The following is an 11065-nucleotide window of genomic DNA, read 5'->3' as shown; positions in this document are numbered from 1 at the left end:
CCTCGACGACGTCACCGTCGCCGGGGATGACCTGTCCGGCCTCGACCACCACGTGGTCGCCGAGCTGGAGCGCGGTGCCGGGGACTTCTTCCTCGGCGTCATTGGTCGGCCAGTTGGTGAGCCGGCGGGCGACGCTCTCGGTCTTGGTCTTGCGCAGGGTGTCGGCCTGGGCTTTCCCGCGACCCTCGGCGACGGCTTCCGCCAGGTTGGCGAAGACCGTGGTGAGCCAGAGCCAGACCGTGATGGTCCAGGCGAACACGGACGGGTCGGCGATCGCGGAGATCGTGGTGACGACCGAGCCCACCTCGACCACGAACATCACCGGGTTCTTGACCATCACCCGGGGGTCGAGCTTCCTCACCGCGTCCGGCAGGGACGCGACGATCAGCTTCGGGTCGAGGAGGCCGCTCTGCACTCTGTGCGGCGCGGCGGGCACGGCCTTGTCGGCCGGTACGGGGTTGAGCGTGGGGGTGGACATCAGGAGGTGAGACCTTCCGCGATCGGCCCGAGAGCCAGGGCCGGGAAGTAGGTGAGGCCGACGACGATCAGGATCACGCCCGACAGCAGGCCCACGAACAGCGGCTTGTGGGTGGGCAGGGTGCCCGGGGTGGCCGGGACCGGCTGCTGCTGCGCGAGCGAGCCGGCCAGTGCCAGGACGAAGACGATCGGCAGCAGCCGACCGAAGATCATCGCCAGGCCGAGCGCGGTGTCGTACCAGTCGGTGCTGACGGTGATGCCGCCGAAGGCCGAGCCGTTGTTGTTACTCGCGGAGGTGAACGCGTACAGCACCTCGGAGAAACCGTGCGCACCGGAGTTGAGCATCCCGGCCCGCTCGCCCGGCAGCGCCATCGCCACACCCGTGCCGATCAGCACGATCGTCGGCGTGGTGAGGATGTACAGCGAGGCGAACTTCATCTCCCGGCCGCCGAGCTTCTTGCCCAGGTACTCCGGGGTGCGCCCGACCATCAGGCCCGCGACGAACACCGCCACGATCGCCAGCACGAGCATGCCGTACAGGCCGGAGCCGGTGCCGCCGGGCGCGATCTCGCCCAGCATCATGTCGAAGACCGTCAACCCGCCGCCGAACGGCGTGTACGAGTCGTGGAAGGAGTTCACCGCACCGGTCGAGGTCAGCGTGGTCGACGCGGCGAACAGCGAGCTGGCGGCGATACCGAACCGCTGCTCCTTGCCCTCCATCGCACCGCCCGCGGCCTGTAGGGCGCTGCCCTGGTGCTGCGACTCTGCGAGGGTCAGTAGGGCGGTCGAGGCCACCCAGAAGAGACCCATCACCGCGACGATCGCGTAGCCCTGGCGGTTGTCGCCGACCATCCGGCCGAAGGTCCGCGGCAGCGCGAACGGGATCACCAGCAGCAGGAAGACCTCGACCAGGTTGGAGAAGCCGTTGGGGTTCTCGAACGGGTGCGCCGAGTTGGCGTTGAAGAAACCGCCACCGTTGGTGCCGAGCAGCTTGATGGCCTCCTGGGAGGCCACCGGGCCGCCGGGGATCTTCTGCACCTCGCCGCTGAGCGTGGTCACCTCGTGGAAGCCGTGGAAGTTCTGGATCACCCCGGAGGCGGCCAGGACCAGGGCGAACACGATCGAGATCGGCAGCAGCAGCCGCAGGTTGATCCGGACCAGGTCCACCCAGAAGTTGCCGACCCGGTCGGTGCGGTTGCGGGTGAAGCCCCGGATCAGCGCCGCCACGATCGCGATGCCGACGGCCGCCGAAACGAAGTTCTGCACCGCCAGGCCCGCCATCTGCACCAGGTGGCCCATCGCGGACTCACCCGCGTAGGACTGCCAGTTGGTGTTGGTGACGAAGGAGATCGCGGTGTTCCAGGCCTGGTGGCCCTCCATCTGCGGCACGCCCAGGCTCAGCAGCAGGTGGCCCTGCAGCCGGATCAGGCCGTACAGGAAGAGGACGGAGACGGCCGAGAAGGCCAGCACCGAACGCAGGTACACCGGCCACCGCTGATCGGCGTCACCGTCGACCCCGATCACCCTGTAGATGCCACGCTCGACTCCGAGGTGCTTGGAGGTGGTGAGCAGTTTGGCGATGTAGTCGCCCAGGGGGCGGTAGCACAGGGCCAGCGCGCCGACGAGGGCGAGGGCCTGCAGCCAGCCCGCGAGAGTGGATCCCATGTCAGAACTTCTCCGGGAAGATCAGCGCCACGACGAGATAGCCGACGAGCGCGACAGCCACGACCAGACCAGCGATGTTCTCGGCACTCACAGCTTCTCCACCCCCCGCGCGATCAGGGCGATGACGGCGAACACGGCGACCGTGACACCGACGTAGATGAGATCGGACATGGGCTCCACCAGCGTGGTTCGGGAGATGCCGCGACCTGGCCGTACGGCTCGCGCGACGCCGGCGGACGACCGGCAGATGCAGCAAACCAGCCGTCAGAGGCGCGTTATCGAGCCCTGACGCCCTCCATACGGGTGACCGCGCCACGTTGACGGGACCTTGACGCGAACAGGTGGTGGGACGGCGAACGGGTGGTGGGACGGCAAACGGGTGGAGGGGCGGTGTGCAGGTGGTGGGACGGCGAACAGGTGGTGGGACGGCGAACAGGTGGTGGGACGGCGAACGGCCCCGGGCGGCAGCCTGCCGTCCGGGGCCGTTCACGCGGGTCTCCCCCGGTCACATCCGCATGCGCAGCCGGCAGACCACCGCGTCGGTGTGCCGGCGCAGGGCACGGTCGATCACGGCACCGCGCCGGTTCTGCAGCGCCCGCTGGAACCAGCGGGCGGGCTCGACCTCGGGGATCAGCACGGTCAGCCGGTCGTAGACGTGCTCCGCCCCGAGCTCGTTGACGAAGTCGGCGATCGGCCGGCCCAGCCGCCGGCGGCCGTCCGGGATCTCCACCAGCGGCACGCCCGGCTGCCACAGCTCCCAGTCCCGGCGCAGCGCCTCGGCCGCGGTCGGCTCGTGCACGACGGTCACCGCCATCACCTCGTCGCCGAGCGAGAGCGCCGCCGACAGGCCGTCCCGGGTGAGCCGGGTGATCGCGGTCACCGGGACGATGACCAGGCTGCGCTGTCGGGTCACCGGGCCGGGTACGCGGCCCAGCTCCAGCCGTTCGCCGATCCGCGCATAGCTGCGGTGGATCGCCTCGAACAGCACCACCAGCAGCGGCAGGGCCACCACGATGCCCCAGGCGCCCTCGGTGAACTTGGTGCCGGTGACGACCAGGGCGGCGACGCCGGTGAGCAGCGCGCCGAAGCCGTTGAGCGCGGCCTTGCCCCGCCAGCCCGCCGGGCGGTGCAGCAGCCAGTGCCGGACCATGCCGACCTGGCAGACGGTGAAGCCGACGAACACGCCGATCGAGAACAGCGGCACCAGGCTGTTGACGTCCCCGCCGGAGCCGACCAGCAGCGCCGCCGACACCGCGGCCAGGAACAGCACGCCGTACCGGTACACCTGGCGGTCGGCGCGCAGCGCGAACACGTGCGGCAGGTGGTTGTCCCGGGCCAGCAGGTCCATCAGCACCGGCAGCCCGCCGAAGGAGGTGTTGGCGGCCAGCCCGAGCAGGACCACGGTGGCGAACTGGACGACGTAGAAGCCGGCGCCGTGGCCGAGCGAGGCGTCGGCGAGTTGGGCGAGCACGGTGACGCCCTCGACCGGCTGGAGGTGGAAGCGCCCGATCAGCACGGCCAGGCCGATCAGCATCACGCCGAGCAGGGCGCCGAGCACGACCTCGGTGTGCTGCGCCCGCTTCACTCGCGGGGCGCGGAAGGAGGGGACGGCGTTGGCCACCGCCTCCACTCCGGTCAGCGCCGAACAGCCCGCCGCGAAGGCCTTGAGCAGCAGCAGCGCACCGACCGTGGTGGCGTTCCCGGCCAGCGCCGAGGCGTGCCCGGCGGCCGCCGCGGTGCTCGCCGGGCCGTCCCGGAACAGACCGACCACGATGATCGCCAGGATCGCGAGGACGAAGACCGCCGTCGGCGCCATGAACCAGCGCGCCGACTCGGCGATCCCCCGCAGGTTCACCGCGGTCACCAGGGCCAGCACACCCAGACAGAGCCAGACCCGCTGGCCGTACAGGCCCGGTACGGCCGAGGTCAGTGCGGCCACGCCCGCGGTCACCGAGACCGCGACGTTCAGGATGTAGTCGATCACCAGCGAGGCGGCCGCGGTCAGCGCCGTCCGGCGGCCCAGGTGCGCCTTGGCCACCGCGTAGGAGCCGCCGCCGTCCGGGAACGCCGCGATCACCTGCCGGTAGGAGGCGACCAGCACCGCCAGCAGGACGGCGATCGCCGCGGTGACCGGCAGCGTGAAGCCCAGCCCGTACGCGCCGGCGGCCGCCAGCACCAGCACGATCGACTCCGGCCCGTACGCCACCGAGGCCATCGCGTCCAACGAGAGCGCCGCCAGTCCGCCGAGCGCGCTGAGCCGGTGCCGCTCGTCGCCCGCGCCGGTATCCGGCGGCTCGGGTTCGGCCGTGACGGCCGGGGTGGTGGTGGCGCTGGACATCGGACGGAACCTCCGCGGTCGGCAGTTGCTCCGATCCTGCGATCCATGCCGCCCGGCGCTCCCCCGGCCCTACGTGTTCCTGACGCGGCCACGAGCAGCTTTGACGGGCCCTTGACGCACGCCTGCCGTCCTGCGTGGTGGGGCTGTTGGCGGGGGTGGGCGAGCCGTTTGTCCCGGCGGGCGCCGGTTGGGAAGACGATCAGCTCAGTCGAAGGACTCCCACCCCCGGGCCCCCACTCTGCTGCCTGATGCACGTAATTGCAAGCAATGTGCAAGAGCTGGGCCCGTCGGCATCCGGGCACGACAAAACAGCCCCTGATCTGCGTTTCCGCAGATCAGGGGCTGTTCTCTATCCTGTGGCTGGTGCAGGGTTCGAACCTGCGTAGCTTACGCGGCAGATTTACAGTCTGCTCCCTTTGGCCGCTCGGGCAACCAGCCAGGATTTTGCCTTCCGGGGTGTTCGCCCCGTTCGACTTGGTAAACCATACCCGATGCCAGGGGGTGGTTCGCCACTCGATAGGCCTCGCGATGAGGCACGCGATGAGGCACGTGATGATCAAGGATCGCCACGTGCTCGCCGCGGGCGAGGGCGGGGCGGCGCTGGATAGGCTGGGGCGGCGGGCGTCCGGTGGGGCAGCCCTTGTCAGTGCAGCCAGAGCATCAAGGAGACCAACACCCATGGCCGACTCCAGTTTCGACATCGTCTCGAAGGTCGAGTGGCAGGAGGTCGACAACGCGATCAACCAGACCTCCCGTGAGATCGCGACGCGCTTCGACTTCAAGGGCGTGGGCGGCGAGATCAGCCGCTCCGGCGAAAAGATCGAGATGAAGGCCAACGGCGAGGAGCGCGTGCGCGCCATCCTCGACGTGCTGCAGACGAAGTTCGTCAAGCGTGGCCTGTCGCTGAAGGCTCTGGACGCCGCCGAGCCTCAGCTCTCCGGCAAGGAGTACAAGATCTTCGCCAACATCAAGGAAGGCATCACCACGGAGGACGCGAAGAAGGTCGCGAAGATCATCCGTGACGAAGGCCCGAAGGGCGTCAAGGCGCAGGTTCAGGGCGACGAACTGCGCGTCAGCTCGAAGAGCCGCGACGACCTCCAGGCCGTGCAGAACCTGCTCAAGAGCAAGGACCTGGACTTCGCGATCCAGTACGTGAACTACCGCTGATCGCGGACCGCCGCCAGCCACTGGCCTCCGGTCGGCGGGACGAACGGCACGGCCCCGCTCCCCGGTTCTTGGGAGCGGGGCCGTTCGTGTCGTCGGGAGGGGTCAGCCGGTGGCGGGGTGGGTGCGGGCCGCCGCTGTCAGGGCGTGGACCCGGACGCGGAGGGCGTCGAGCTGTTGTTGCGGGGTGGCGGCAGCGGTTGAGGTCGCGGTGCCGGGGAGTTTGGGCGGCGCCGGGGTGGTCACCGGGGGAAGGGCCGGGAGCTGCCCGATCAGCCCCTGCAGGACGGCCTGTAGGCAGGCGATGAGCTGTTGGAGGGCCCCGAGGTCGGGGACGGCGGAGGTCACCGTCGGGAGCAGGCCGGTGACCGGCTTGACGATGTCGTCGACGGCGGTACGGGAGGCCGCGGCTTCTCGGCCGGCGGCGGTGGCGGACGCCGTGGCGACCGTGGTCAGCGCGAACGCTGCGGTCAGCACGACGGCCATCCGGGTGGCACCCATAGGTACTGCTTCCTCTCGCTTTGGATCAGGCGAGATCGGCTGCCTCACACGGTCGGGCAGTCGCCCGAATGCAGCCACCGCACGTACGCCGAACCGCGCGCGCCGGCTCAGTCGGCCCCGGCCCAGCTCCCGGTGCTGCGGTGCGCGCCCAGGCCGACCGAGTCGAACTCGTCGACCCGGCCCTCGTCGGTGCGCGCGCCGATCCGCCGCAGGGCTCGGGAGATCGGGAGGCCCTCGGGCGGCTCGGGCTCGAACTCGCCGACTGTGAGCGGGCCGAGGACGATCCGGCCGTTCTCCCAGACCGCGGCGCACTGGGTGCCGCTGCCGCCGAAGTACTCGGCCTCGACGCAGGCGATCGGGCCGGCCTTCGACCAGGCGGCGAGCCGGAGTTCGAAGCCGTCCGCGTACCGGCCGAACCCGGCCCAGCCGGCGGGCTTCCGCACGCTGCCGTCGCCCTGGAGCGCGGCGAGGACGGCGGAGGTGACCGGGATCAGGGCCAGCCCCTGTGCCAACGGCACCACCCGGGCCGCCGGGACCTCCGCCGCCGCCACCCTCAGCAGCTCCAATGTTCCTATCAGCGCTTGGAGTTCGTAGGCCATGCCGGCCATGGTGTCCCACCGCACTGACAGTCGGCCCGGAATTTATGATTCCGTGCCCGGTCGGAGACCGTAGAGCAGACTGAGCACCGTCAAGCACCGGGCCTCGGCCGCGAACACCCCGGCGCCGGCGGCCGGTCACCCACTCGGGTGCGTGCCGCATGCGGCGGCCCCGGCACCCGGGTGGACTGGCCGGGTACGGCCCGCCCCGGGGCCCTCCCCGACTCCCGCGCCGCCGGCCGGCACCGGGTGCCGGATGCCCGCCGAGCGGGTCGCGGTCGCCTTCGCCGCGGCCGGCCTGCGCGACGTCCGCCTGGAGCTTCGCCAACTCGGGGAGGTCCTGAGGGAATTCGAGGAGTATGGAGTTCCGGTAGAGCCCGTCCGCCCCCAGAGGGAGAATCCGTGCCCCGACCCTTCACCGTCGAGGACTACACCGCCCGGATGGCTCGGGCCGGCGCCGAGGCGACCGCCGCCGGGCTGGCCGGCCTGGTCGTCGCCGCCGGCCCCGACCTGGCCTACCTGTGCGGCTACACGCCGACCGCGATCACCGAGCGGCTGACCACCCTCGTCCTCACCGTCGGGCGCGAACCCACCCTGGTCGTCCCCACGTTGGAGCGCCCGGACGCCGAGAAGGCGGTCGGCGCCAAGGCCGTCCGGCTGCTTGACTGGTCCGACGGCGAGGACCCGTTCGCCACCGCCGGTCCACTGCTCGACCCGGCCGGGCGCTACGGCGTCTCCGACAACGCCTGGGCCATGCACCTGCTCGGCTTCCAGGCCGCGCTGCCCGGCGCCTCGTTCACCTCGCTCACCGAGACCCTGCCGATGCTGCGCGCGGTCAAGGACACCGAGGAGCTGGAGCGCCTGGCTTCGGCCGGCGGCGCGGCGGACGCCGCCTACCGCAGGATCCTGGAGGCCGCCTTCGCCGGCCGCCGGGAGACCGACGTGGCCGCCGACCTCGGCGCGCTGCTCATCCAGTACGGGCACAGCCAGGTCGACTTCACGGTGGTCGGCTCCGGCCCCAACGGCGCCGATCCGCACCACGAGGCCGGCGACCGGGTCATCCGAACGGGTGACACCGTGGTGTTGGACTTCGGCGGCCTCAAGGACGGCTACGGCTCCGACACCACTCGGACGGTGCACGTCGGCACGGACGTCCCGGCGGAGGTGCGGAAGGTCCACGACCTGGTCCGGCTCGCCCAGCAGACCGCCTTCGAGGCGGTCCGCCCCGGGGTGAGCTGCCAGGAGATCGACCGGATCGCCCGCCGGGTGATCACCGACGGCGGCTACGGCGAGTACTTCATCCACCGCACCGGCCACGGCATCGGTACGACCACGCACGAACCGCCGTACCTGGTCGAAGGCGAGGAGCAGCCGCTGGTGCCCGGGATGTGCTTCTCGATCGAGCCCGGGGTCTACCTGCCCGGCCGGTTCGGGGTGCGGATCGAGGACATCGTCACCGTCACCCCGACCGGCGGCCGGCGTTTCAACAACACCCCGCACGAGCTGGGCATCGTGGCATGAGCGCGATGCCCGGCACGGCGCCGACCGCGAGGTGGGCCGCGGTATCGACCGCGGCACCGACCGCGAGCTCGGCAGCGAGGCGGGCGGCGAGGCCGGTGGCGGCGCTGACCGGATCCGACGTTCTTACGATCCGGTCATACTTCATCCAGAGTCCTCCAAGTTTCGATTGCTAGTTTCGGTGCGCATGACCAAGACCCTCCGCCCCGCCCCGCCCCCCGTGCGGGCCGAACAACCGCGCCCGGTGCCTCCACCCCGCCCCCGCGTGACGGGCTGGTCGAGACTCCGGTTCCTGGCGTGGCCGCTCTACCTGACCGGCCTCCTCTGGTTCCTGAGCGCCGAGGGCATCCCGGCCGCCAACGACGTGCTGTTCCTCTGGCTGATCGGCGCCCTGCTGACCGCCGCCGTGCACAGCGGGCACGGCTCCCGCGGCTTCCTCCTGGTGCTGCGCGACTGGGTGCCGGTGATGGCCGTGGTCTGGGCGTACTCGCTGCTGCGCGGCTACGGCGCGCACACCCCGTGGGCCCCGCACTGGCTGCCACAACTGCGCTTCGACGAGGCCCTCGGCTTCGGCGAGACCTGGACGGTCCGGCTCCAGCACGCCCTCTACACCCCCGGTTCGCCGCACTGGTACGACTACGCGGCGGTCGGCGTCTACCTCTCGCACTTCTTCGTCGTCTTCCTGCTGCTCGCCGCGCTCTGGCGACGCGCGCACCACCGGTTCCGACAGCTGCTCGCCTGCTACCTGACGCTCACCTTCGCGGGCTTCGCCACCTACCTGCTCTTCCCGGCCGACCCGCCGTGGCTGGTCGCCCAGGACGGCAACCTGCCGCACGTGACCCGGGTGGTCTGGGAGGTCATCTCGGTGAGCGGGCTGCCGCAGGCCGACTCGCTGCTGGAGAACGGCAGCCAGTTCGCCAACGACGTCGCCGCGATGCCCTCGCTGCACTCCGCCTACCCGGCGATGCTGCTGTTCTTCTTCTGGCCCACCGTCCGGCCCTGGCTGCGGGGGGTGCTGGTCGCCTATCCGCTCGCGATGACGTTCACCCTGGTCTACGGCGCGGAGCACTTCATCATCGACGTCTTCGTCGGCTGGGCGTACGCGGCCGCGGTGGTCTTCGGCCTGCGGTGGCTGCGCTGCCGCCGTACGGCGCCGGCGGAGGGCCCGGCACACTTGGCCGGGTGAAGCCGCACACGCCGATGAAGCCCACCGCCGAACAGCTGCTGGCCGCCAAGGACACCACCATCCCGGACATCACCGGGCCGGGGCTGCGGGTGCTGTTCTGCGGCATCAACCCGGGCCTGTGGTCCGGCGCCACCGGACACCACTTCGCCCGGCCCGGCAACCGCTTCTGGCCCGCCCTGCACCGCTCCGGCTTCACCGAGCGCCAGTACCGGCCGGACGAGCAGGAGCAGCTGCTCGCGCTCGGCCTGGGGATCACCAACGTCGCCCCGCGCACCACCGCCAAGGCGGACGAGCTGACCGCCGAGGAACTGCGCGAGGGCGGTGCCGCGCTCCGCGACCGGGTGCTGCGGCTGCGCCCGCGGGCCCTGGCCGTCCTCGGCATCGGCGCCTACCGGACGGCCTTCGGGCAGCGACGGGCCGCGATCGGCCGCCAGTCGGAGGGCATCGGCGACACCGAGGTGTGGGTACTGCCCAACCCCAGCGGCCTCAACGCGCACTACACCCTGGACGCGTTGGCCGGGGAGTTCCGCAAGCTCAGGGAGGCCGTCGAGGCCATCGAGGGCGGCGGGGGCGAAGGGGACGCGGCAGCCGTCGCGGGCTGAGCCGCCGTCGCGGGCTGGGCGGCTGCCGAGGGCTGGGCGGAGGTGAGGCCCGCCGGCAGCGGGACCTCGCGCAGCTCGCGGATCAGCGCCCGGACGGCGGCCGTCCCGGCCAGCTCGGGCGTGGTGACATACCCGACGAAGCGGCTGGGCGGGCGCGGCCCGAGGTCGGTCACGGCGAGGCCGGCCGGGGCGCCGAGCAGCGCCGTCCGGGGCATGATCGCCATGCCGATGCCCTGGGCGACCAGCGAGAGGGCGACCGTGTCGTCCTCCACGTCAACGGTCGCGGGCGGGATCCAGTCCTGCCGCTGCCACCAGTCCCGGGTGTAAGAGCCGCAGTTCTCGTCCCAGTCGACCAGCGGGAGCTCGCGCGGCGCCGGGTGGCCCTGTGGATGCGCGAGCGCGTACGTCTCCTCGTACAGGCGCGCCGCGACCAGGCCCGGGACGGGCGGCGGGCCGCTTGCGTCCAGGGTGGCGAGCCCGAGGTCGGCGCGGCCGTCGGCGACCTCCCCGGCGGTGCCGCGGCCGATCTCCCGGACGATCCGGACGTGCGTGCCGAGCCCGGGGTGGCGCTCGGCGAGCCGGGCCAGGACGGGCGGCAGCAGGTGGGCGGCGGCGCTGCGGAAGGCGGCGATCCGCAGCGTGCCGGTCAGCGGCCCCTCCGTTCCGGCACCGCGCACCTCGGGACCCATGGCGTCCAGCAGCCGCAGGATCCGGCGGGCGTACGCCAGGGCCCGGAGGCCGGCGTCGGTGGGGCGCGCGCCGTGGCGGCCGCGGTCGAACAGCACCGCGCCGAGCTTCCGCTCGCAGGCCCGCACGGCGTGCGAGACGGCGGACTGGGTGGTGTCCAGGCGGCCGGCGGCCGCCGTGAAGCTCCGCTCCTCGTCGACGGCGACGAGGGTCCGCAGCTCGTGCGGGGCGAGATCGGTCATGCGCCCGAATCTAGTCCCCGATCCATCGATCCCGTTCATGGAAGCCGCCGTTCCATCGACGTGAGCCCCTGCCCGGCCGCTCCCCCGCT

The 11065-nt window shown here is 71.8% G+C and carries 10 protein-coding genes, 1 tRNA gene and 1 pseudogene; 4 read left to right on the top strand and 8 right to left on the bottom strand.

From position 1 onward, the window contains the following. The 5 genes and pseudogenes from ACIBEC_RS32795 to ACIBEC_RS32775 all read right to left on the bottom strand — a co-directional run. A pseudogene (locus ACIBEC_RS32795) lies at positions 1-478 on the bottom strand (potassium-transporting ATPase subunit B); the annotation flags it as partial. Continuing rightward, positions 478-2142 carry a potassium-transporting ATPase subunit KdpA gene (kdpA, locus tag ACIBEC_RS32790; RefSeq protein WP_360495434.1) on the bottom strand — a complete coding sequence of 555 codons (1665 nt, stop codon included), beginning with the start codon at positions 2140-2142 and terminating at the stop codon, positions 478-480. The pseudogene ACIBEC_RS32795 and the gene kdpA, both read right to left, overlap by 1 nt. 1 nt (position 2143) lies before the next feature. Next, positions 2144-2233, bottom strand: coding sequence for a K(+)-transporting ATPase subunit F (gene kdpF, locus ACIBEC_RS32785; protein WP_045693083.1), 90 nt, complete (start codon positions 2231-2233; stop codon positions 2144-2146). A 414-nt stretch (positions 2234-2647) separates the two neighbouring features. Continuing rightward, positions 2648-4480: an APC family permease gene (locus ACIBEC_RS32780; RefSeq protein WP_360495437.1), complete on the bottom strand. Its 1833-nt coding sequence runs from the start codon at positions 4478-4480 to the stop codon at positions 2648-2650. A gap of 357 nt (positions 4481-4837) precedes the next feature. After that, positions 4838-4918: transfer RNA gene (locus ACIBEC_RS32775), tRNA-Tyr, on the bottom strand. A gap of 240 nt (positions 4919-5158) precedes the next feature. Here ACIBEC_RS32775 and ACIBEC_RS32770 point away from each other — a divergent pair. Then, positions 5159-5647 (top strand): YajQ family cyclic di-GMP-binding protein, encoded by a 489-nt coding sequence (locus ACIBEC_RS32770; RefSeq protein WP_360496056.1) that lies wholly within the window; start codon positions 5159-5161, stop codon positions 5645-5647. 102 nt (positions 5648-5749) lie between these two features. On the opposite strand, the gene ACIBEC_RS32765 is transcribed toward ACIBEC_RS32770, so the two are convergent. After that, the gene (locus ACIBEC_RS32765) at positions 5750-6145 is read right to left on the bottom strand and encodes a hypothetical protein (protein ID WP_360495440.1); all 396 of its coding nucleotides are present in this window, start codon (positions 6143-6145) and stop codon (positions 5750-5752) included. A gap of 107 nt (positions 6146-6252) precedes the next feature. Then, the gene (locus ACIBEC_RS32760; protein ID WP_360495443.1) at positions 6253-6744 is read right to left on the bottom strand and encodes a hypothetical protein; all 492 of its coding nucleotides are present in this window, start codon (positions 6742-6744) and stop codon (positions 6253-6255) included. 438 nt (positions 6745-7182) lie between these two features. Between ACIBEC_RS32760 and ACIBEC_RS32755 the strand changes: the two genes are divergently transcribed. The 3 genes from ACIBEC_RS32755 (at position 7183) to mug (ending at position 10047) form a co-directional block, all read left to right on the top strand. After that, positions 7183-8262, top strand: coding sequence for an aminopeptidase P family protein (locus ACIBEC_RS32755; protein WP_360496059.1), 1080 nt, complete (start codon positions 7183-7185; stop codon positions 8260-8262). A 184-nt stretch (positions 8263-8446) separates the two neighbouring features. Next, on the top strand, positions 8447-9445 hold the full coding sequence (locus ACIBEC_RS32750) for a phosphatase PAP2 family protein (protein ID WP_360495446.1): 999 nt from the start codon (positions 8447-8449) through the stop codon (positions 9443-9445). Between the two features lie 14 nt (positions 9446-9459). Further along, positions 9460-10047: a G/U mismatch-specific DNA glycosylase gene (mug, locus tag ACIBEC_RS32745; protein WP_360496062.1), complete on the top strand. Its 588-nt coding sequence runs from the start codon at positions 9460-9462 to the stop codon at positions 10045-10047. Here mug and ACIBEC_RS32740 read toward each other — a convergent pair. After that, complete coding sequence (locus ACIBEC_RS32740; protein WP_360495449.1) at positions 9942-10976, bottom strand: LysR family transcriptional regulator; 1035 nt, start codon at positions 10974-10976, stop codon at positions 9942-9944. The two genes, mug and ACIBEC_RS32740, sit on opposite strands and share 106 nt — an antisense overlap. Between the last annotated feature and the right edge of the window lie 89 nt (positions 10977-11065).

It is taken from the genome of Kitasatospora sp. NPDC051164 (genome assembly GCF_044455625.1).
In the GTDB taxonomy this organism is placed as follows: Bacteria; Actinomycetota; Actinomycetes; order Streptomycetales; family Streptomycetaceae; genus Kitasatospora.
The sequence above is the reverse complement of the archived record's forward strand: the minus strand, read 5'-3'. Positions and strand labels throughout refer to the sequence as shown.

What these genes read in the sequence shown, in the direction of transcription:
- ACIBEC_RS32780 (WP_360495437.1), bottom strand. Translation starts at nt 4,480, where the DNA reads ATGTCCAGCGCCACCACCACCCCGGCCGTCACGGCCGAACCCGAGCCG.
- ACIBEC_RS32740 (WP_360495449.1), bottom strand. Translation starts at nt 10,976, where the DNA reads ATGACCGATCTCGCCCCGCACGAGCTGCGGACCCTCGTCGCCGTCGAC.
- mug (WP_360496062.1), top strand. Translation starts at nt 9,460, where the DNA reads ATGAAGCCCACCGCCGAACAGCTGCTGGCCGCCAAGGACACCACCATC.
- ACIBEC_RS32750 (WP_360495446.1), top strand. Translation starts at nt 8,447, where the DNA reads ATGACCAAGACCCTCCGCCCCGCCCCGCCCCCCGTGCGGGCCGAACAA.
- ACIBEC_RS32765 (WP_360495440.1), bottom strand. Translation starts at nt 6,145, where the DNA reads ATGGGTGCCACCCGGATGGCCGTCGTGCTGACCGCAGCGTTCGCGCTG.
- ACIBEC_RS32770 (WP_360496056.1), top strand. Translation starts at nt 5,159, where the DNA reads ATGGCCGACTCCAGTTTCGACATCGTCTCGAAGGTCGAGTGGCAGGAG.
- kdpA (WP_360495434.1), bottom strand. Translation starts at nt 2,142, where the DNA reads ATGGGATCCACTCTCGCGGGCTGGCTGCAGGCCCTCGCCCTCGTCGGC.
- ACIBEC_RS32760 (WP_360495443.1), bottom strand. Translation starts at nt 6,744, where the DNA reads ATGGCCTACGAACTCCAAGCGCTGATAGGAACATTGGAGCTGCTGAGG.
- ACIBEC_RS32755 (WP_360496059.1), top strand. Translation starts at nt 7,183, where the DNA reads ATGGCTCGGGCCGGCGCCGAGGCGACCGCCGCCGGGCTGGCCGGCCTG.